The 22,055-nt window shown below is 42.1% G+C and carries 23 protein-coding genes; 5 read left to right on the plus strand and 18 right to left on the minus strand.

Annotated features, from left to right (window positions below):
• Positions 1–55: 55 nt before the first annotated feature.
• Positions 56–1,372 (plus strand): YfiM family lipoprotein, encoded by a 1,317-nt coding sequence (locus tag G5S32_RS15030; RefSeq protein WP_165312855.1) that lies wholly within the window; start codon positions 56–58, stop codon positions 1,370–1,372.
• Between the two features lie 306 nt (positions 1,373–1,678).
• Here G5S32_RS15030 and G5S32_RS15035 read toward each other — a convergent pair whose 3' ends face one another.
• The 15 genes from G5S32_RS15035 to flgB all read right to left on the minus strand — a co-directional run bounded on the left by G5S32_RS15035 (position 1,679) and on the right by flgB (position 16,638).
• Positions 1,679–2,839 carry a hypothetical protein gene (locus G5S32_RS15035; RefSeq protein WP_165314161.1) on the minus strand — a complete coding sequence of 387 codons (1,161 nt, stop codon included), beginning with the start codon at positions 2,837–2,839 and terminating at the stop codon, positions 1,679–1,681.
• A 68-nt stretch (positions 2,840–2,907) separates the two neighbouring features.
• The gene (locus G5S32_RS15040; RefSeq protein ID WP_425509216.1) at positions 2,908–3,693 is read right to left on the minus strand and encodes an outer membrane lipoprotein-sorting protein; all 786 of its coding nucleotides are present in this window, start codon (positions 3,691–3,693) and stop codon (positions 2,908–2,910) included.
• A 97-nt stretch (positions 3,694–3,790) separates the two neighbouring features.
• Complete coding sequence (locus tag G5S32_RS15045; protein WP_246201152.1) at positions 3,791–6,145, minus strand: efflux RND transporter permease subunit; 2,355 nt, start codon at positions 6,143–6,145, stop codon at positions 3,791–3,793.
• Between the two features lie 543 nt (positions 6,146–6,688).
• Complete coding sequence (locus G5S32_RS15050; RefSeq protein ID WP_165312856.1) at positions 6,689–7,741, minus strand: flagellin; 1,053 nt, start codon at positions 7,739–7,741, stop codon at positions 6,689–6,691.
• 12 nt (positions 7,742–7,753) lie between these two features.
• Complete coding sequence (gene flgL, locus G5S32_RS15055) at positions 7,754–8,644, minus strand: flagellar hook-associated protein FlgL (protein WP_165312857.1); 891 nt, start codon at positions 8,642–8,644, stop codon at positions 7,754–7,756.
• Between the two features lie 9 nt (positions 8,645–8,653).
• Positions 8,654–10,027: a flagellar hook-associated protein FlgK gene (gene flgK, locus G5S32_RS15060; RefSeq protein ID WP_165312858.1), complete on the minus strand. Its 1,374-nt coding sequence runs from the start codon at positions 10,025–10,027 to the stop codon at positions 8,654–8,656.
• Positions 10,028–10,032: 5 nt separating this feature from the next.
• Positions 10,033–10,557: a rod-binding protein gene (locus G5S32_RS15065; RefSeq protein WP_165312859.1), complete on the minus strand. Its 525-nt coding sequence runs from the start codon at positions 10,555–10,557 to the stop codon at positions 10,033–10,035.
• A gap of 9 nt (positions 10,558–10,566) precedes the next feature.
• On the minus strand, positions 10,567–11,691 hold the full coding sequence (locus tag G5S32_RS15070; RefSeq protein ID WP_165312860.1) for a flagellar basal body P-ring protein FlgI: 1,125 nt from the start codon (positions 11,689–11,691) through the stop codon (positions 10,567–10,569).
• Positions 11,691–12,368 (minus strand): flagellar basal body L-ring protein FlgH, encoded by a 678-nt coding sequence (gene flgH, locus G5S32_RS15075; RefSeq protein WP_165312861.1) that lies wholly within the window; start codon positions 12,366–12,368, stop codon positions 11,691–11,693. Before flgH ends, G5S32_RS15070 begins: the two co-directional genes overlap by 1 nt.
• A 10-nt stretch (positions 12,369–12,378) precedes the next feature.
• A complete protein-coding gene (gene flgG, locus G5S32_RS15080) occupies positions 12,379–13,164 on the minus strand; it encodes a flagellar basal-body rod protein FlgG (RefSeq protein WP_165312862.1) in 786 nt (261 codons plus the stop codon).
• A 27-nt stretch (positions 13,165–13,191) separates the two neighbouring features.
• Positions 13,192–13,926, minus strand: coding sequence for a flagellar basal-body rod protein FlgF (gene flgF, locus G5S32_RS15085; RefSeq protein ID WP_165312863.1), 735 nt, complete (start codon positions 13,924–13,926; stop codon positions 13,192–13,194).
• A gap of 11 nt (positions 13,927–13,937) precedes the next feature.
• Entirely contained in the window at positions 13,938–15,134 is a 1,197-nt protein-coding gene (gene flgE, locus G5S32_RS15090) for a flagellar hook protein FlgE (RefSeq protein ID WP_165312864.1), read from the minus strand.
• Positions 15,135–15,161: 27 nt separating this feature from the next.
• The gene (gene flgD, locus G5S32_RS15095; RefSeq protein ID WP_165312865.1) at positions 15,162–15,839 is read right to left on the minus strand and encodes a flagellar hook assembly protein FlgD; all 678 of its coding nucleotides are present in this window, start codon (positions 15,837–15,839) and stop codon (positions 15,162–15,164) included.
• Positions 15,839–16,273 carry a flagellar basal body rod protein FlgC gene (gene flgC, locus G5S32_RS15100; protein ID WP_165312866.1) on the minus strand — a complete coding sequence of 145 codons (435 nt, stop codon included), beginning with the start codon at positions 16,271–16,273 and terminating at the stop codon, positions 15,839–15,841. The genes flgD and flgC overlap by 1 nt, the downstream gene beginning before the upstream one ends.
• Before the next feature lie 2 nt (positions 16,274–16,275).
• Complete coding sequence (flgB, locus tag G5S32_RS15105) at positions 16,276–16,638, minus strand: flagellar basal body rod protein FlgB (RefSeq protein ID WP_165312867.1); 363 nt, start codon at positions 16,636–16,638, stop codon at positions 16,276–16,278.
• A gap of 171 nt (positions 16,639–16,809) precedes the next feature.
• Here flgB and flgA point away from each other — a divergent pair, with 171 nt between their 5' ends.
• From flgA to G5S32_RS15125, 4 genes are all read left to right on the plus strand, one after another.
• A complete protein-coding gene (gene flgA / locus G5S32_RS15110) occupies positions 16,810–17,514 on the plus strand; it encodes a flagellar basal body P-ring formation chaperone FlgA (protein WP_165314164.1) in 705 nt (234 codons plus the stop codon).
• A gap of 87 nt (positions 17,515–17,601) precedes the next feature.
• A complete protein-coding gene (gene flgM, locus G5S32_RS15115; RefSeq protein WP_165312868.1) occupies positions 17,602–17,880 on the plus strand; it encodes a flagellar biosynthesis anti-sigma factor FlgM in 279 nt (92 codons plus the stop codon).
• A 20-nt stretch (positions 17,881–17,900) separates the two neighbouring features.
• A complete protein-coding gene (gene flgN, locus G5S32_RS15120; RefSeq protein ID WP_165312869.1) occupies positions 17,901–18,344 on the plus strand; it encodes a flagellar export chaperone FlgN in 444 nt (147 codons plus the stop codon).
• Between the two features lie 65 nt (positions 18,345–18,409).
• Positions 18,410–19,060, plus strand: coding sequence for a lytic transglycosylase domain-containing protein (locus G5S32_RS15125; RefSeq protein ID WP_246201154.1), 651 nt, complete (start codon positions 18,410–18,412; stop codon positions 19,058–19,060).
• 437 nt (positions 19,061–19,497) lie between these two features.
• Here the strand turns inward: G5S32_RS15125 and fliJ are convergent, their stop codons facing one another.
• Genes fliJ through fliH form a run of 3 tightly spaced genes read right to left on the minus strand, consistent with a single transcriptional unit; the run spans position 19,498 to position 22,055 of the window.
• Positions 19,498–19,938 carry a flagellar export protein FliJ gene (gene fliJ / locus G5S32_RS15130; protein ID WP_165312871.1) on the minus strand — a complete coding sequence of 147 codons (441 nt, stop codon included), beginning with the start codon at positions 19,936–19,938 and terminating at the stop codon, positions 19,498–19,500.
• 34 nt (positions 19,939–19,972) lie between these two features.
• Complete coding sequence (fliI, locus tag G5S32_RS15135; protein ID WP_165312872.1) at positions 19,973–21,319, minus strand: flagellar protein export ATPase FliI; 1,347 nt, start codon at positions 21,317–21,319, stop codon at positions 19,973–19,975.
• Positions 21,312–22,055 carry a flagellar assembly protein FliH gene (fliH, locus tag G5S32_RS15140; RefSeq protein ID WP_165312873.1) on the minus strand — a complete coding sequence of 248 codons (744 nt, stop codon included), beginning with the start codon at positions 22,053–22,055 and terminating at the stop codon, positions 21,312–21,314. Before fliH ends, fliI begins: the two co-directional genes overlap by 8 nt.

Raw genomic sequence — 22,055 nt, forward strand, 5'->3', positions numbered from 1 at the left:
TACAAACCGTATACTTTGTTTACTTTACACGCCGAATATAACTTAGGGATTTACTTTGAATTTTCTTAAAAAAAACATTCGTCTTCTTATAAAGTTAGCGATTCCAATTGTTGTAGTCTATTTCATTTTTTGTGCTGTTTCTAAACAAGCAACGGTCCCTGACCAAAATGCATCTCCAGAACAAGTCAAAAGAGCTGTTGAGTACTATGCGAGCATATCGGCACGCGTATTCTCTCCGCAAGAAAATATTAACCTAAAACTAACCCAACAGAACATTGATGATGTTTTAACTGTTGCATCTCATATGACCCCCCGTACGAATGTAAGTGGTAGATTCGCCAATTCTATTGGGTTGTTAAGTATGAGCTTCGACATAGGGAATAGTTGGTTCACTGGTTATATTAATATTAATTGCTTTCTCATTTCGGGTAGCGGAGATGGAAGCATTGATTACTGCCTTATCGGGGATGTCTCAGTACCGGGCACCCTAATCAATACATTAATAAATATCTCAATCAATCTTTTCTTTTCCGATCAAGCTTCAAGCACCATTAAAGAATTAATCAACAACATACAAATAAATGACCAACAAGTTATATTGACTGCAACTAAAAATTCAGAGTTCAAAACTGATGTTACAATGGGTTTGAAAACAGCAGCCTCCATTGCTAAAAACTTTAAACCTACCAATACACACTTCCCAGAACCAGACGTTATTAACGAATATCTGCTACATATTTTAGAAACTAACTGGCCAGCAGGTTCAAAGTCCGTTTCTCTAAGTATTGTTATCGAACAAGCATTTAGACATGCTCAAGTTCGTAGCCAATACAATGATCCTAGAGCGGAAAATGAAGCAGCACTTTGGTCAATTGCAATTGCTTTTGGTAACCGTCGTTTTGCAGAGATAATTAATGTCAATACGCCCGAAGTACAAACCACATTATCTAAATATCCCCGCCTTATCACCACGTTAAGCCAAAGAGGCGACTTACCTCTTCACTTTTTATATTCGGCAGTTATGGAAATATTAGGAAATAGCCATCTGAGTACAAACGTTGGGGAACTAAAAGAGTTGCATGACGCTAACCCAGGAGGGTCAGGTTTTGACTTCACGGATTTGGCGGCAGATAAAGCCGGAGCTGCCTTTTCACTTTTTCTAACCAGTGATAAAAACAACGCAATAGGAGGGCAAAACTTGCTATCGAAAATGACTAAAGAGAATCTATTTTTCCCTGATATCAACGAATTACCAGCCCCAATAAAAGATAAAGAATTTGATACAGTTCTTGGTTCTACTCAAAGTGATAGTTATAAGGAAATTAATGCTATTATTGACAAAAAAATAAGTGAGCTCCCTTTATACCGATGACTCTAGCAAACGAATAGAAATATCTCAGACTTTGCGATCAACTTTTAACGTTGAGCATAGCTATATTGGTGTCTTTCACGATAAAAAAAGCTGTTGTTCTACTCATACCCTCCTAGATAAAAATATGATCAGATTGAGCATCGGCGAGCAGCGAATGGGTGTCAAACGCAAACGCGCATTCATTCGTCCCTGAAGCTACGCAGAGCCATCCATGGCTCGGAGGGTTTGCTTATCGACGCCCATTCACTGATCAGGAAATTTTCCAGAATGGTATCACTAAGAATACGAAATTTGAGCGGGTCAGACCTAAAAATAATAGTCAAATGATGCTTGGACAAAATCATCATTTCTCAAAGAATAAAGAGGGTCGTTCTGGGTATTTGTCTCAGCAAACCAAGCCTCAATAGCTATAGTTATACTATTCGTTAAACGGGTAGATGCTTCGAGTTTGTAATACTGACTAGAGCTATTATCGAGATCCTGTGTCATTCCAAACAGCAACTCGCTACTCGCCGCATCATTCAGTGCCAATCGAAAGCCCGTAAATAAATCATTCTGCCCTACAGCATAAGAATTCTCACCACGTGAATCATATAGGTATTCAGCTAACATGCCTATGTCCCATATAGTCCCAAGAGCACCAACAACGGTATATTCGAATCCCCCAACACCTGAGACATATTCGTCAGAGCTATTTTTGTACACTGTTTCCAATTTCCACAGCCAATCTCCAACTGTTCCTTGAACATCAAGTCCTACATGCTTCATTTGTGGATAATACGGAACTAGAGTTACTCCATCCCATATAAAATAGGGTTCTCGATCTGTACCATCCATATAACTCACTCCAATATCCCAATCGCCCAGTGTTGTTGAATAACGAAATGCGTAATCAACATGCTTCTCTTCACTAGAAGACTCATATTGTGCATGGTTAGTGTCAATTGGAACCGCTGTCCTTAACCGCCCTTGCTCACCTGAAAAAGTTCTTTCTCTAAAATAAGGTAAAATAAACCACTCGGTAACACCCCAATCTTTTATTACCGTCAAGTTGATCATTGGTTGACCGAGTTTGTCTTCACCATCTATCGATTCAACTGCATCAGTCTGATTGATAACATCAACCAAATGCTCCGACTCAGCCACTCCCCAAAACACTTTCCCTAGACCAATTTTTAAACTGTAATCTCCCCAATAAGTTAAATAATGGAGTTCCCTTATATCTGCGTGTGTTCTTTCATCATCCATTTCATCGTATCGATAGAACGGAATGAAAGTAATATTTGAGTCTTTTGAAATGCGCCAATTCCATTCGGGTAGCAGATAAGCAGAAGTCTGGCTAGAGTCCTGATTTTCATCTCCATCTACAAAAAAATACCTATATTCCAGATTAAACTGTCCGCTAAAACGAATATTGCTCTGAGCTAACACAGAAAAAGAGAACAACCATGCGCCTATCATCCACATGAAACGGAAATGGTAACGCATCCTAAAAAAATTTATTATCTTATTAACAACAATTAGATTCGCAACCATTAGTGCAATCTCGTTAGGACATTTTGATGGAAATCTCTATCTTGTAACCCAGTGTTAAATCTAATGTTTTCTGTTTTCAGCTCGGTACTTTTACCGCTCTGCTTATTAACCATATCCAAAGTATGAGCTCGCCAGTACTTATTTTGATACAGGGTATAATCCGTTAAGGTCAACACTTTAAGTAGCGAATTTTTGCGATCGTAGTACTCAATTCTCATCGGACGGTACTCTACTTTATCTAGCCAGATGAGCTCCCTCTTATATCCCGAATTAGAATCAACCGGTGTCTGCTCAACTAGATAACAATCTATACCTTCTAGCGATTCATCTTTGATGTACATAAATTGATATTTTTCAATTTCAAATGAACTTAGATCTTCGTAAGAGAACTCACTTCCCATAAACGGACCAGATTTATTTTTGGAAGCGATACGTTTAACCCTTTTCAAGGCTGGTAGGTAAAGCCACTGATCATCCGCATCTTTAATATGAGAGTAAGTGAGAAAAGCACTACCTCTTACATCGCCTGGTTCATCAAAAATAGTTAACCCTTTATCCCCGTCCTCTTTTACTTCCAAAGACATAGTACGCATTTTGCGAATACTCTGCTCACCTTGGGAATTTCTAAGAATCATGGTGACTGTCGCTGTGGAATCATTCCACCCTATATCTCTCGCTTTTCGCTCCTTCGCAATTTCCAAGCCTTTCATTGAATCGGCCAAGGCAACAGCAGGCGTTATAGCTGCTATCAATAAAAGACTCACGAGCTTGATTTTCATTTCCATAAAACAAACTTTCCGCGAGTTAGCAAAGCAAGAAACATTTAGCATTGAGTTTTCCCTTAATATCGGCTGAATAGTTCTGAGTTACGCCATTCAGCACTTAATTTAATTTGCTATCGGTATTCACATGAGTACAGTCACGGCGACTGAAAACAATCAATAGGCTTGGTAAAAACAAGAAATCAATTACTAACGCTAAGAATATAATAAGACTGCTCAGAATACCCATGTCTGAGTTTAGTCTAAATGTGGACATAGCGAGCACAGAAAAGCCCGCAACCAGAACCACAGTTGTAATCCATAACGCCTGTCCGACATGATGAAATGAATAACGAATTGCCTCTTCTGGACCATAACCTTGTTGCCTAGCAGCTTTATACTTGGCCAGGAAATGGACACCATCGTCCACAACAATTCCTAATGTTAGCGAAGCAACAACCGATAATGCCAAATTGATTTCCGCGGAAATTAAAGCCCACATACCGAAACCAATGACCGCCGGTACCATGTTGGGAATAATACTGATCAAACCTAACTTAAATGAACGTAGGGATAACATCAATAAAACTGAAATCATAAGTAAACTGACGGGCAATGAAATCAGCATACTTTTCATGTTGGTTGCGCCAATATGTGCAAACATCATAAACGGACTGGATGCTTGAACAATATAAGGATCCTTTGAAGTAGAATTGTGGTTAAACCAATTATAAATACGTTGCTCTAAGGCGATGGACTCATCACTGCCAAGATTCTTAGTAATCACTTGTATTTTCAATGCCGACTTATCGATATTAATCTGATTATTCAAATCTAGCCCATAAGGCAATGACATTTCATACATCAGTAGATATTGAGCGGCCAATTCTTTGTTTTCAGGTAAGCGATAATGAAAACGATCATCGCCATGCATGTTCATATTTAATCGTTTTAAAATGTCTGTTAGGGATGTTACATGGTCGACTTCTGGCTGAGCTCTTAGCCATTCAGTAAAAGAATCAACTTCTGTTAAAAACTCTGGTTCTACAATACCGTGCTCTTCATTACTATCAATGGAAATGCTCACTGAACCCATACCACTGATATGTGTTTGCATAAAATCTGCAGCTTGGCGAAATTCACTTTGCTCACTAAAATATTTCGCTGGTTCATCATTAATTCGGTTAAGTGATATCAGCCAAGCAGAGATAACGATAATTACAACCGATCCTACCAATAACAGATTTTTTTTCGCTACAACAAAAGCACTAAAGCTATCCATATAATTTGGTGCATCGTCATTGTGAAGTGGCAACTGAGCATTAGGGAATAACTTAAGTAACGCTGGTAATAAAGTTAGAGCAAATAAGCAAGCTAACATAACACCCAATGCCGCTAAACTACCAAAAGATCTCAATGCTGGTGAATCTGACATATTCATCATCAAGAAACCTATGGCTGTCGTTAAAGAAGTGATAATAACAGGAACGAAATTAATTTTTAGGCTATATAAAATTGCTTTACTTTTGCTCTCACCTTTGGCCATTTGGTGGCGCATAGTCGCAATAATATGAACACAATCTGCAACAGCAAGGGTGAGAACCAATGTTGGTATGTTTACCGATGCTATATTCATTGCCACTCCCCACCAAGATGCAAGGCCAATGGCAGTTGTCACTGAGCTAGTAACCACGATCATGGTGGCAAATACACTAAATACAGATCTAAGCATTAGTGTTAGAAAAACCATAATAACCAATAGCATAATGGGAACCAAGGTCATAATGTCCTTTTTGGCCGACGCAATAAATGAGTAATTCATCGCAACTAGCCCAGCCTTGTAAAAGTGAACATCAGGATATTTTTCTTGATATTCCAGCAAGAATTGACTGACATAGTCATACACTTCAACTATTTCAGCAGTCATATTCTTATTTGGTAGCTGTACTGTAATATTAATAACCGACACATCGCCGTTTGAGGAAACAATTGCGTTCTTTGTTTCGGGCGCATTTAATGCTATCAATCTGACTTTATGGATATTTTCAGTCGAGAATTCGAAAGAATCAGCAACAAGATCATCGACTAAGAGTTCATCTTCTGTAGCTTCGGTATGCTGATAATTGGTCAAGGAATCTACCCTACTGGAATAAGGCGTTTGCCAAGCAGCATCCGTTAGCTGCTTTATCAATTTAAGAGTGTTTGGCGTAAATACGTTGCCACTGTTTGGAGCAATGACTATAGCCATACTGTCTGTCTTTGAAAAACGCGATTGAATTATTTCAAACGCCTGCAACTGAGGATTAGAAGGGTCAAAGAATACATTGTATTCGCCTTTGAATGTAAGCTGCGACAAGCCTATTGAAGCTGAAAATATCAATATAATACAGATAATTAAGACCATCTTTGGAAACTTAATCATAATCGCAAGCGCTGCTTCGAATTTACTACTTACGCGGGTATTACTCTCTTCCATGAGCCTAGCCTTTAACCGTGAGTATTATAAACAGATATAATAAAAGTGGAATTTATACCCATCTATACAAAATTGAATTCAATACCATATTAGCAGAAAAAGATAACACTATGTTTACCAAGTAAAATCAAATAAATCAGTAATACCAATCTGAACAATTTATTGTTCAGTGATTGAGCATTAATAAGCATACCCTCTGAGCCAAGGAAGGCTCGGCCGAGTATCATGGACGCTTTCTTATAAAATAGTAGGGATGCGAGTTTGCGTTCGGGACCTAATGATTGCTGCACCGATACTTAACCTGATCATATTTTTACTTGGAACGGTATAAACGTGTTTGAACTGTCCAATAACCTAAATTCAATGAGAACTTAGATAACTAGTTACTTTGTAGCGTTCAAACCATCATAACAAAATGTAATGTCTTTTGGCTATTTCCTTCCAACCCGAGTGCTGGATAGAGTGCAAATAAAGGATTATTTAGAATAGATAAATAGCCAACTTCTTAATATAAAGCATGGCTATTTTTATAATAGGAGTGATTTAATAGATATCCGCTAACAGCGCAACAACTGTATGCCGATGAACATTAGCCTGCACATTTAAAGCTTGAAAAGTTTTGCTGAAATCCTCAGACACTTTATTAAACTGAGCCAGTTTCTGTGATATTTGTTCGTCAGAAAGTAAATGTAGTTGGTTTCTCATCGACTGCATCTGTGTGTCGACATCACTTTGATACTGTTTAGCCTGTTCGACACTGGTCTGCGTTTTTTGCAAGTGTTTGTTAACCTTACTGATACTCTGCTTTATACCATCTCGTGAACTTAGGTCAAACCGCAACTCCGCAATACCATCAGGCTCAGATTTCAAGTTCAGCATATTCGCCTGACCTGCCGGGAAACGATGTCCCTGTCCAGTAACCCCGACTTTCTGTTCCATTTGCTTGTAAGCATTTTCTTTTGCTTCAAACACAATAGTTCCATCTTCCGCCACACTGGCACGCATTCCCATTGGAATTAGATTCCGGTCTAACATTTTAACCGTTCTTCGACCGTCTGATGAACCATCAAACTGAATCATAACTGAACTACCTTGAGGAAAATCCAAACGAATCTGTTCAGCTTTATTCTGTAGGCGATTGATATTCAATCCAGGAATAGAAAAACGACGAACGTCTTCACCATTGAGTTTCAGATTAAGTTCGTTGTCGATAACGCGTTTCCCATCAAAACGGGATTGCTGTAAGACAGCTTCAATCTGCACTTTAGAACGAGTTAAGTTCTCTTTTAGATTCGGGACATTATCCGTTCCCTGATTCATTGCCTGAGTCAGATCACGCTTAATGTTTGTCAGTTCCTTTCCAACAAACTGCAACGATTTTGCAGCTATTTGTACTGCAGTCGCCTGTTGCTGCCCCTGAGAAAGCAATACTCCCGAAATAGAATAAACCGATGTGTTACCAGCATCGGTGTAACGTGAAGTTTTAGGTGCGGGAAGCTTTCCTGCATCGGAAGCTCGCGACGGAGTAACAGTCGTTCTTTCCTGACCTGTTAGCCGAATCCCATGAGGGCGAACTTCACCTGTGCTCATTCCCATTTTTATAAACCTCTAAATACGATCAAACAGCGATAAGCCATCTATTTTTACATAACTGGCTTGCGTCGCTTGCAAAGCAGCCATGAAGCTGTTCAAGCGAACGGAAGCTTCACCATAATCTAACGCTGACAAATCATCCGTCACTTTGTCCACAAATAGCTTATTGTCAGCATGAGAACTGTCTAATAAGTCTAGCTGATTTTGGCGTCCTCCCAGCTCAGTAATCGCACCTTGCACATTGGAAAACGTTGCATCTAAGTCCGCTAAAGCACTTTCAACCTGATTACGGAAATTTGCTGTTGGAACCTGAAATTCTGCAATTAAAGCATCCAACGAAGTCAACATATTACTACCACCACCAAGATCAAGGATGTCCTGAGCAGTTATGTTCGATTCCATCGTTACACCTTTTGCAACCGTCACTACTCGTTTATCACTGTTACCTTGAAGATTATAACCGCTGTCTAATGAAGCTACATTGGTTGCGGTTCCTGAAAACAGATAATGACCTTCCTCATCCTGAGCATTAAATGACGCTGCAACAGAAGCTCGCAGGTTTTCTAATTCAGTAATAACACCTGCACGGTCATCTGTCGTCATAGTGCCGTTTGCACCCCAAAGTAACCGTTCACGCATATTCTGCAAACTGTCACTGACCGAGCTTAAGTAGACCTCTTGACTTGACAGTGTTGTTTTTACATTAGCAATATTGCTTTGATATTGGGTAATGGCGCTATCCTGACGCTCTAAGTTCAGAAGTTTGATTGATGCCATCGGGTCATCGGACAGTTTTGTCATTCGATCGCCAGTTGCCATTTGCTGCATGACCTTACCTAACCCTGCATTGTTAGTTTGCAGACTTTGCAGCATCATTTGACTAAATTGTGTATCACTGATTCTCATGATGATTCCTTAAAACAGCTGTAACACTGAATCAAATAACTGATTCGCGGTACTGATTACTTTCATATTTGCGTTGTGAGCATTGGCAAAGTTCATGAGATTCGCGGCTTCTTCATCACTGTTGACTGCACTAATGTTATCTCTGGCCGCAATTGCCTGATTATTCATACTCACTTTTGCCTGATAATCAGAATCGGCTTGACGGGCTTTAATTGCCACATCACCAACCATACCTGTAAATGCATCGTTCAATGACACGGAACCAAATCCAGTAATGGCAAATGCACGATTACTAATGTCGATAAGCGTGGTTAAATTATCACTGTTACCCGGATTACCATCACCAGACAGTCCTAGTTCGTTAGGCGTAATATCAGTAATAGTCAGACTTGAAGACGGGTTAGCGGCATCGTAACTAAACAGAGCCTTACCTGCGATGCCGTTGAGATCCAGCCCCATTGCCAGCTCTGAATTAAATGCATCAGCCATGGATACAGCCATGTCATCTACTGCAGTCATATAAGGTTTAAGAATGTTAGTTTGATACTCTTTAATTGCGCCCAGCTCACCACCCACATCGCTAGTTACCGTAAAGCTTTGTTTATCGAAATCAACTTGCAAAGTTGCCATATAAGCATCATTCATATCCGGAACGGAAGTAAGAGAGCCAGCTTCGCTTCCCATGACTAGTGGCTGACCTGATTTCAATGTCACTTGCATACTACCGTCAGCTTGTTCAGTAGTTTTTACTTCCACCAGCTTTGACAACTCCCCAACTAACAAATCACGAGTATCTAACAGCTGTGCAGCGTTAGCGCCTGTCCCTCGACTTTCGACAATTTGCTTATTGATATCAGCGATATTGCTCATTAGGCTATTTGCCTCAGCAATAGCGGCATTACGTTGATCGCTGAGGTTTTTATGTTGGTTGTAAAGTGACTCAGTTAACGTATTAAAGCGTCGTGACATCGCCTCTGCTTCATTCAAGATTTGCTGACGTAGCGGTAGAGATTCTGGTTTTGAGGTTGCATCATGCAAAGCTGCGAATAAATTATCCAAACCAGCGGACAGGCTAAAACCATCTGCATCTAACGTATTCTCGAGGTAACTTAAACTCTCTGTATAACGTGATGAATATGACTCTCCGCTTCCTGTAGACCATGTTTGTTTAACAATGAATTGGTCTGTTACGCGACGAATGCTTGTTACTTCAACGCCCGTTCCCGCACTTAATCTGTCATGTTGCGAGCCACCGAGAGTACTCATCAATGCCTGTTGACGACTATAACCTGCGGTGTTTACGTTTGCGACGTTCTGGGCAGTGACATCCAGTGCAACACGGTTAGCATTCAGACCACTTAATGCGATATTAACCAGATTCATATTTGTTAACGCTCCAATTTGCGAATTAATGGCTGACTAAAAGCATTAGTCGTTGTCAATTCAGTTGTTCCCTGCAAATTAGAGGCGACCACTTCCGTCGTTAAATTAACTGGTTTAACAACATTTTTATCTAGTTCGCTGTTATTGTGGGGCAAGCGTTGAGAAGCTGAAGCAAAATCAACAATATTAGATTCTAAACCCTTACTGTCAGGTGATAATTGTTTGACTAACATATCCGCGATACCTGAACTTTGCTTTTTCGCCATCTCAATAGACATCTGCCCATCATACATATCGCGAAAAACACCCTGCTGCTTACTAGAAAACGGACTATCTTCGTCAGCCATTACGTCACTACTGCTACGCATCTGACGTAATACCAATTGCAGAAACATTGCTTCAAATTGCTTAGCCACTGTTTCCAATGCCCCCTTATCATCCGAAGCCTGTTTGATATTGGCTAAAACATTGTTGTCATGATAGAGAATGGAACTACTCTGAGTTCTATCATTAGAAAGATCTATCTTCATGGTTTTTCCTTATATCACGACCAACTCAGCATTTAATGCTCCAGCCTCATGCAATGCTTGTAATATTGACATTAAGTCTGTTGGCGTTGCACCAAGGCTATTAACTGCGCTGACAATAGTATTGAGTTCTGTACCGACAGGCCAAATCATCATATTGGATTTCATTTCATCAATATTTACGTCTGACTGTTGAACCACTTCAGTATTTCCAGAACCGGCAAACGCATTTGGCTGACTAACTTGTTGAGATTCATTAATGCTTACTGTTAGGTTCCCATGGCTAACTGCGGCTTCGCCCACTTTTACATTCTTACCAATAACGACGGTACCTGTACGTGAATTGAAAACAATACGTGCAGGCTTGCGACCTTCAGAAACACTGATTTCTTCCAGTATTGACATCATGGTGACACGCTGTTGAGTATCTTTCGGTGCACGCATTTCTACTTTGGCGTTATTAATCGCGACCGCAACCTTAGGCCCAAACGTATCATTAATTTCACGCACAATGTTTTTTGCAGTAGTGAAGTTAGGCTTACGCAAATTTAATGTAATTTTGTCCTGTTCATTAAAATCCGTTGGAATCTCTCTTTCTAGAGTTGCCCCATTTGGCACCCTGCCTGTTGTCGCTGTATTAATTGTTATTTTTGAACCACTTCGGCCTTCTGCAGATACGCCACCGACCACAACATTACCTTGCGCAACGGCATAGACTTCACCATCAACACCACGTAGTGGTGTCATTAATAATGTACCGCCACGTAAACTCTTTGCATCACCGATGGACGCAACAACGATATCCAGAGTTTGCCCCACTCCTGCCATTGCACTCACTGTTGCTGTAACGCTGACTGAAGCAACGTTACGCAATTTTGGATCGGTAGATTCATCAAGCTGTACCCCGAATTGGCGTAACATGTTGGTAATAGACTGAGAAGTAAACTTAACCTGATTGCGGTCACCGTTCCCATCTAAGCCCACCACCATACCGTAGCCAACTAATTGGTTTTCACGAATTCCCTGAACGTCAACCAGATCCATCAATGCAATTTCAACTTCTGCCTGAACATTAGGGACCGAACCCAAAGTGAGTACTAACACTACCGAGGAAAAAAATAGATTTAGTGATTTCATTAGAATGGCATCCATGGGCTATTAAAGAATTGAGTCAGCCACCCTGAAGCATTACTATCAGCGAGTGCACCACGACCAGAATAAGTAATACTCGCATCACCAATGCGTTGAGAAGAGACCTGATTGCTACGTGTAATATCTTCCACACGAACAATTCCGGTAAGGCGAATGAATTCATCGCCCTGATTTAAACGAATCCATTTTTCCCCTCGGATTCGAAGAACTCCGTTAGGTAATACTTCTCCAACAGTTACCGTTATCGCGCCTTGCAATTTGTTACCTTGAGAGCTCGAAGCTGTACCATCAAAACTGCGATCACCGTCGATCGATGCGCTTAAATCATTAAAAGATTTATTACCAATGGTTGGTACACCGAAGCCAATACTAGCTGTTTTGCCATATTGCGTATCAGCGCTTTTGCTTGATTCCGTTTCCTCTGAGAGCAACACAGTCAAAACGTCACCGACACGGTATGCTCGTCTATCCTGAAACAATGTCATTGAATAGTTATGGCGATAAAGACTGCCTGATTTTGGTTGTGGCAGAGAGTAATCCAAAGTTGGAGGACCATATTTTTCATTATCAGGTGATGGGGGAGTAAACTCTTCTCTCCCTGCACAACCCGATAGAACTAAAAGGCTTAGTAATCCAAGCTGTGCTACTACTCTGCTCTTCATCGCTTATTCCTTATATTGACTGTGAAACATACTTCAGCATGTCATCAGCCGCTGATACAACTTTGGCATTCATTTCATACGCACGCTGCGTGGTAATCATGTCAACCATTTCTTCAACCACCTGCACGTTAGAACCTTCAAGAACACCTTGCTTGATGCTGCCTACACCATCTTCACCAGCAATTAATTCTTCAGCCTGACCACTGGCATCCGTTTCACGAAACAGGTTGCCACCTAGCGCTTCCAAACCTGCTGGATTGATAAATCTTGCTAATGTAATCTGCCCTAGTTGCTGCGGTGTTGAATCCGCTGCAGTCGTAGTTGTCACCGTGCCATCGACACCTACCGACAAAGAGATCGCATCATCTGGAATTTGGATTTGCGGTTGTAGAGGCAAACCTTGGCTATTCACCATTAGGCCTTCCGAGTTGACATGGAACTGGCCATTACGGCTATACATAATCTGACCATCTGAGTTTTCTATCTGGAAAAAACCTTGTCCCATAACTGCCAGATCCATTTCTTGGCCTGTGTTTTGAGTGTTGCCTTGTGTAAATACTTTTTGCGTACCGACAACACGCACACCACTACCTAATTGCATCCCTGTTGGCAGTTGGTTCACCTGATCAACTGGTGCGCCCGGTTGACGCTGAATGCTATAAAATAGGTCTTCAAACACCACACGGTCACGTTTAAAACCAACCGTGTTAATGTTTGCTAAGTTGTTAGAAATTGCGGTCATCTTGGTATCTTGTGCCGCCATACCTGTTTTACTGACCCATAGAGCTGAGTGCATTAGAAGTTCTCCTTACTGCGCAATATTCTATTTAGCGCTAACTAACTTATTACCAGCCTGAGCCAGTGTTTCTGCTGTTTTCATCATTCGGACTTGCATTTCAAAGTTGCGTGTCAGTGACATAACGCTCAGTAACTCATCAATCGCAGAAACGTTACTACCTTCGATATGTTCTGAATTTAGCTGCACTGTTTCATCAGCATTCAGAGCTACACCGTCAACGGTATGTAATAAACTGTCGCTTTCTTTCTGTAACTGACCATCAGCTGGATTGACCAACTTCAGTGTACCGACCATGATGTCAGCACCACCACCAGGAGGCGTTACGGAAATCACACCACGCTCACTGATTTCAACTTGCTGATATTCCGGCAACGTAATTGGAGCGCCGTTGTCATCCAAAACAGCGAAGCCATTGATAGTCAAAGCACCCGTTGTATCGACGGAGATGTTGCCTGCGCGCGTATATGCTTCGCTACCGTCCGGAGTCTGAACGGCCAGAAAGCCTGCCCCCATAATCGCAACATCGAGTGCTCGCCCTGTTTTTACAATGTCACCACTGTCAAAACGGGTCGAAGCAGAGTTGGTCACAACCAACGTTCGGCCATCAAAACCGGAACCCAGTAGTGGTACACTGCTAACACGTTCCATATCAGCACGGAAACCGGCTGTATCAGCGTTAGATAAGTTGTTAGAACGTACGTGCTGTGCTTTAAGAACCCGACTGGCCCCTGAAGTAGCGGTATAAAGCAAACTATCCATTTCCGATCCCGTTAAATTGCATTAAACAGAGCCTGTGTCAGCTTATCTTCCGTAGAGATAGTTTTCGCATTCGCCTGATAGTTGCGTTGCGCCGTCATCAAGCTAACCAACTCACCGGTCAAATCAACGTTTGAACCTTCAAGCGCACCTGCTGATAGATCACCTAGTGTACCGGTACCAGGAACGCCTCTGATTGGCGAACCTGAACTATAGCTTTGAGTCCAAGCGGTACCATTCACTTTTACCAAGCCTTGAGGGTTAGCAAAATTTGCCAAAACAACTTGACCTTGTAGTTGAGACTCACCATTGGTATAGGTCGCATAGACCATGCCGTTGTCTTCAATACGTACACCACTCAATTCACCTGAGGTATAACCATTAGGGTTATTTGTACTCACACTAAAATCGGCACCAAACTGAGTGCTTCCTGTCATGCTGATATCAATGCTCATAGCATCAGCGCCTGCTGCTGGGAAAGCGACGTTGAATGACCCGGTTGGTGATAACAGAGTACCGTCGGTATTAAAAGTCACCGCTTGTGTTGTCACTGGAGTGGCACTACCGTCCACTTGAACATTGATTTCCCAAGCGTTGTCACCCGTTTTAGTAAAATACTGTGTAACCGTATGGCTGTTACCTAAAGAGTCATAAACCTTTGAGGTGTAAGAAGAGTTAAATGAATTTGGATCAGATGAATCAAATGGATATACCACTTGGTCAATCGCATCAGCGCTCGCATTAAAGTTAGAAACAAACTCCAGAGAATCTGTTGCTTTAGCCGCAAGAGAAGAAGTAACAATTTTGATATCACCAACCGAACCACTCATTAGAGTGTTGTTCGCATCCACACCGTAACCTTGTAGAGCCGCCCCCGTATTGCTCACGATATTGTTGTTTTTATCTGTACTAAAAACACCAGAGCGGGTGTATTGAATCTGTCCTGCAGAATCTTGGGTGATGAAAAAGCCACTGCCGTTAATTGCCAGATCCATAGCACGACCGGTATTAGTGATTGAACCATTGGTATCAAAATCTTGAGACGTAGCAGCTACTTCTACACCGCCAGGCTGCAATCCATTATAAACAGCCGAAAACTCAGTTCTGGCACCTTTGAATCCGTATGTTGATGCGTTAGCAATATTATGGCTGATCGTGCTTAATTCTGTGTTGGTCGCATTCAAGCCGCTAAGAGCAATATTAAAACTCATAATAAACCTCAGTTTCCTTATATGGCATTAGCCGCCAAATTGAGTGATTTGATAAAAAGGTACACTTCCTACACCTGCAACATTGACCATGGCAGAACCGCCGTTAGCTGGAATTCGTACCTGTTCAACTTCACCAGCGAGCAATACATTAGGAGTTGGTTGGCCGTCTTGTACCTGAACAGTAATACTGTATGTACCTTCGTTAAGCCCTAACTTTTCAGGATCAATAGAGAACGCAACCTCTCCAGCAGCGTGTGCGCCAAGAGGTACTTTCGTTGTTTCGCCATATTGATCAGTGATAAGTAAGTTGACTTGGCTGGATGCATAATCCAGTTCAACTTTCCCATTCTGTGGGTCGCTATCTAGCTCGAACTCATTACTCGATATGTAAACCGTCTGCCCAACCAAACCTGCGGTAGAAAGCACCTGCATGTTGTCTAACAGCACAGTGTTGTTCTGCATAACGGTAGACATGTTTTCCATACTTTGTACTTGAGAAAACTGGGCTAGTTGACCTACATATTCCGTACCATCCATTGGGTTCAATGGATCCTGGTTCTGAATCTGAGCTACCATCAGGCTAATGAATTCATTCTCAAGTGATGTAGCGCTGTTAGCGTCCAGTGTGTTGGCACTAACTGAGGTAGTTGTTGTAGCACTTCCAGTGGTATCTCCGGAGAGAGCTGTATATTGTGCAATTGTCATTAGTTACCCTGTCCTAATCTAAGTAATCCCTGTTGCATACTCTTAACGTTAGTCAGTACTTCAACGTTGGTTTCAAAACTGCGCGTCGCGGACATCATGTCAGCCATCTCAGCAACAACATCAATATCTGGGTAGTAAACATAACCGTCAGCATCTGCCAGTGGGCTACTTGGCTCAAATCGCTTTTCTGCCTGCCCCTGATTCTGAACAACATCAACAATACGAACTTCCGCACTTGGATAAGCATTGTCGCTAGCGGTCAGTTGACTTTTGTTATAAACCGTTGCAAACACCGGCTTTAAAGCTTTATAGGCGTCATTGGGATTTGCAGATACTGCATCCGCATTCGCCAAATTGCTCGCTACCGTGTTAAGGCGAACGGTCTGTGCATTCATTGCAGAACCTGCAATGGCATAGATATCAGTAAATGACATGATTAACGTCCTTCTATCGCTTTCGCTAAACCTTGAAATTTCATATTGAGAAAAGTCAGGCTTGTTTGAAAATCCATGTTGTTCTGAGCAAATTTTCCTTGCTCAACCCCAAGTTCAACCGTGTTACCGTTCTTACTGTTCTGATAAGGAATCGAATATTGAGTCTCCACCTGTAAAGAAGGAACCGCAGGATCAACACCCAATTTGCCGACTGAATCGATAACTGTTGTAAAACTCAGGTCCTTAGCCAGATATCCCGGAGTGTCAACATTCGCTAGGTTACCTGCGAGAACTTTGGTACGCTCAACGCGAAAATTAAGTGCCTCGGGATGTACGCCTAACGCAGTTTCAAATGAAATAGCCATGCATTGTCCTTACAGGTTGGCTTATACTTTCTGTAGATATAACAAGATGTGTGCCATAAATTTAATCAATATTTATCAATGAGTTATTACATGGAAAGGAAGCGGAACTTCCGCATATCGGAAACAAACCATAGCGAAGAGGAAGTAATTTTTTCCTCTGTTCCATTTTGGATGATAATGATGTTCGTGTTGCTCTTGCTGAGTACGGAGACTCAAGCAGCCAACATGACGGAACAAAAGATTCAACAGCTAGTGGAAAGCCAGCTTAAACAGGAAATAGTTGGATTAGCAGAGCAAAGAAAGTGGGCGGAATACCAAACCGATTGGCAAGTATGGGTGCCTAGTTCAGCAAACCACCTTAAAGAATGTCACTCACCTTTGATTATTTCCGGTCAAGATAACCAGTCAATCCCAGTCGGTAACTTAAAACGCTCGCTGACTTGTGATGACGGAAGCATAAGTTGGAGTATTAACGTAACAGTAAAAGCCTCGTTAACACTTCCGGTTGTTGTGCTACAGACACCGTTATCACGAGGTCAAACTATTGATGCATCTATGCTAAAAATAGAGACTCGCACCCTGACACATCAGGATGATTTTTTCACTCGAATTTCTGATGCAACAGGAAAAGACGCGACGCGACGCATGCGAGTCGGACAAATTCTAGACCCCATGCTACTCAACAGCCCCCCCCTAGTGATGAAAGGTAACCAAGTCATCATCGTCGCATCGAAAAATGGTGTTAATGCATCAACCCAAGGTGTCGCCTTACAGGATGGCGGATTAGGAGATCAAATCGAAGTACGTAATAGTTCATCGCAAACCGTTATCCATGCCGTGGTAACAGGGCTAAATCAGGTAAACACCCAGTTTTGATCAAAAAAAACATTTTTTAATTTAATAATGAATTGTCCCCTGTCGCCTACTAATAGTAACAAAGCAATTTGACCTAAGAGCTGAACCATGAAAATCGATAAAGTATCGGGCGCACATGTCCCTCAATCAACATTACAGAATGCCAAAAAGCCTGCAGAGCTTAGCCAACCAACGAAAATCAGCGAACCTGCAATGAATGCAAATACCGCTGCACTGGAAAAGGCTCAATCAGATATGGCTTCACTACCAGACATCGATATGGAAAAGGTTGCCCAAGTTCGAGCTGCATTAGCCCGCGGTGAGCTGGATTTGGACAGTAAAGCATTATCACAAGCGATGATGCAGTTCCACACTGGACACGAGTAACAGGTAACTAGGAGCGACTCATGGCGACTAACCGTGGACAATATATCCAAGATTTCATGGCGACCATTAGTGAAGACTTGAAGCTCTATAGCTTGCTTCATACATTAATCACCGAACAGAAGTTATTGTATATTGAATTTAAAGGTGACGAACTGGCAAAAAATATACAACAACAGGTGCCTTTACTTAACCGATTAAATAAAAATGCTTCGCAACGAACAAAATGCCTAAAAAGCCTGGGGTTATCCAATGGCTCACATTCGGCTTTGCGTTTGTTTAATGCGTTACCTGAGAGCGTTAGACCTAAATATACCAAACAGTGGCACTCGCTGAATCAATTGGTAGAACAGTGTAAAAAATTAAATCAGGAAAACGGTCAAAGTTCTGCAGCTTTTCATGAGCTTCTGAGCGACTTGACTCACTCTTCACTAACATACGAAGAACGCATCACTGAAGTATTATGATCTACCCGTTTAAAGTTACACAGTGCCTTATATGTCCAATATTATATGGGGTTATTGTCAGTATTGTGCTACTACTTGGTACGCCCGCTTGTCTGGCTCAGACCTTTAGCAAAGAGGTCGCGAGTCAGGAAGCCCTGCTAACACCTTATAAAAAGCAGATTGATTTACGCATAAAAGCCCATCAACCAATTACCGACTTCATATTAAATCAACTCAAGCAAAACTCCTTACCTAACCAATTGGTTTTACTGCCAATGCTTGAATCGTCTTATAATGCTGAAGCCATATCTCATGCAGGGGCGCGGGGATTATGGCAACTCATGCCGGCTACAGCTGAGCGTTTTGGTTTGACAACTTCCCCAAACGATCAACGACTTAATGTTGCTGCCAGTACTAAAGCAGCACTGAGCTATATCAAATTCCTCTATAACAAATTTGATGGCAACCTAACATTGACTCTTGCTGCTTACAATGCAGGTGAAGGACGCGTTGAGCGGGCGATAGCACGAGCGGGAAGCCGTGAATTTCATAAGCTACGTTTACCTCAAGAAACCATTCAATATGTTCACCGTTTTTATGCACTAGTGAACTTAATTAACGTACCATCGATAAATCAACACTCATTCCGTCCGTTGATGCTTTTTAGTTCGAACAATCAAGTGACGACTCAGCCCATTATCAATTTGCAGCCTCTGCCGCCATTAATTCAGCTATAGAACCATTCTAAGTGCAAATGTGATTAGATGCCGAGAACAGGCATCGAGTGCGAAGATGTATCAATTCGTCCATGAAACTCTGCCGAGTCTCCCTTGGCTTGAAAAGTTTGCTCATCAAAGCCCAATCACTGATACCATCCTAGATAAAAATGTGCTCAAACTGAGCATCGGTAGAACAGCGAATAGGCGTCAAACGCAAACGCGCATTCATACGTCCCTGAAGCTCCGCCGAGCCATCCATAGCTCGGAGGGTTTGCTTATCGACGCATGTTCACCGATCAGGAAATTATCCAGAATGGTATGAACAATGCCTTTTCCAGATTAGTATAGGAACTTCACAAACATCCCACGAACAAAACATATGAAGTACTTGTCAAAGTACTTCATAGAGAATCACAACGGATAATAGTAAGGAAACAAAAAGGAGTTGACCAGATTCACAAAGCTTTCTGGCGATAGCGGGAATTAAGAATATCTTCGATATTCTTTTGTTCTTTGCGAGCTTTTTCGTATTGCTGTTTTCTATTCCAGCGTTCTAATACCTGCTCTAAACCTTTAACGCGCGCATGTTTGCTTTGCAGCACTTCCTGGACTGAGTTACATTGAGCTTCCATCACGGCCTGCTCTTGTTCATGGTGGCGTAACAATTTTTGCAGCAGTAGATCAACTCGGTTAAAGTTCATCAACAATGCACTGTTGAGCTTTATTGCTCCAAAGGTTGAGTCACCCGTGGTTGACTTCAGGTTGGCTAATTGTTCAAGCTGACTTTTCAAATATTGATGTTTTTGACGCATCGTATCCAATTGCTGTCCAATGCGATCTCGATTCTTTTCTTCAACTTGCTGCAACTTACCAACAGCTCGTATCTTGTCCTTCATAATCGGCTCCTGAATATGTCCTGCTCTATGAAACTCATTGTCCTTGGAACAATTGCGCTAGCTGCGTCAAACTATCTTGATAGTTAACTGATTCTTTTGCAGATTGCTGAAGATAAGCTTTCAAACGTGGGTACATTGCAACGGCCCGATCCAAATCTGGGTCCTGACCGGGATGATATCCCCCAAGTGGCAACAGTTCTTTGACCTGCAAATAGTTAAAATAGAGTTGACGAAACTGATTAGATATCAGGTGATGAGCCTCTTGCGTACATGCCGACATACAGCGACTTATTGAGGCGTTAACATCAATAGCTGGGTAATGTCCTTGCTCTGCAAGCTGACGGGAAAGTACCACGTGACCATCAAGAATAGCCCTAGCGGAATCGACAACCGGGTCCTGCTGATCATCACCTTCAGCTAATACCGTATAGATTGCTGTTAAACTGCCATCCGGATTTTCACTGTTACCCGCACGCTCTAGCAACTGAGGTAGCACACTAAAAACGGAAGGTGGGTAACCTCGAGAAGCCGGTGGTTCGCCTAAAGAAAGCGAAATTTCCCGCTGCGCCATCGCATAACGGGTTAAAGAATCCATCATTAGCAACACATCTTTGCCTTTGTCACGAAAATACTCAGCAACGCGATGGCACAACAGTGTTGCACGTAATCTCATTAAAGGGGACTCATCAGCAGGAGCTGCGATAATAATCGCCTTTTTACGCGCCTCTTGCGTAAGATTTCGTTCGATAAATTCACGAACTTCTCGACCTCGTTCACCGATCAGACCAACGACAATAACATCAGCTTCCGTGTTCTGAGATATCATTCCCATCAAGACACTTTTACCAACGCCACTACCGGCCATTAAACCAATACGCTGTCCCTTACCAACGGTCAAAAGCCCATTAATCGTCCTGACACCGACATCTAACGGAGTATCAACGGGTCTGCGTTTGAGGGGGTTAATCGGATTGGGTTCAAGCGAAATGCGTTCGCCTCCGCGCAGTTCAGGACCACCATCCAAAACCTCTCCAAGCCCATTGACTACACGGCCTAGCCACTGACTGCTCATTTGAACAGTGCTGTCACCTTCTAGTGGTACGACTTTTGCGCCAGCAAACAATCCACCGAGACGGCGAATCGGCATTAAATAAGCGATATTATGATCAAAACCCACAACCTGAGCTTCAATCATGCTTCCTTCAGCGGTTTCGACCATGCACCGTTGATCCAGTTTAAAGCGACAACCTACTGCCTGAAGCATCAATCCGTTAACTTTTACCAACCTTCCTGTGACTCGAGCGACAGGCACAGCATCTAAAGAAGCGATCGCATCACTCAAACGTTCCGACAAGAAACTATGAGTACGAACATTACTCATAGTTACTCTCTTTCTCTGGCAACCCTTCTTCAAGCATATGTTGCTTTACGTTATCCATACATGACTGCAAACGAGAATCACAACTTGCATCGGCCTCTGCTTCATCAGTTACTAAGTGGCATCCACCTACGGGCAGATCCTTATCAGCGACCAGTTTCCAATTATCAGGCAGATCTGAATTAATCTGTGTAATGCGTTCTAAATCTTGTGGATTCAAATGGACAACAACACTTTCCGCTTTTCCAGGCATCGCATTCAACGTTTCATTAACTAGTGCAAGGATCTGTTGAGGCATAAGTGTCAGTTCAGCTCTGATCACTTGCTGAGCAACTTTCTGCACCAATTCACAAATAATGTGGCGTTGTTGTTGCTCTTGTTCCATTTGCCATTGTGAGAGAGACTGGAATATTTCATTAACTGGTTTAATAGCATCGGTAAACCGCTGTTTACCTGACTGTTCGCCGGAAAGAAAGCCTTTCTGAAAGCCTTCTTTCTGACCTTCAACTATACCCTGTTGTTTACCCTGCTCTATTCCCTGACGTAGACCTTCATCGAAACCTTGCTGTAAACCTTGTTGGAAACCAGTTTCTAGCTGCCGCTGCACATCCGCTTGCGAACCTAATCGGTCTTCATCTAAAGCAAATTCATCATTCACTATTAGTGGCTGAGCAAGCGGAGGAAAACGGTGTATCCGATAACTATCTGCGGGAAGACGCATGATCTTTTCTTTCTTCAT

Source organism: Vibrio ziniensis, assembly GCF_011064285.1.
Classification (GTDB): domain Bacteria; phylum Pseudomonadota; class Gammaproteobacteria; order Enterobacterales; family Vibrionaceae; genus Vibrio; species Vibrio ziniensis.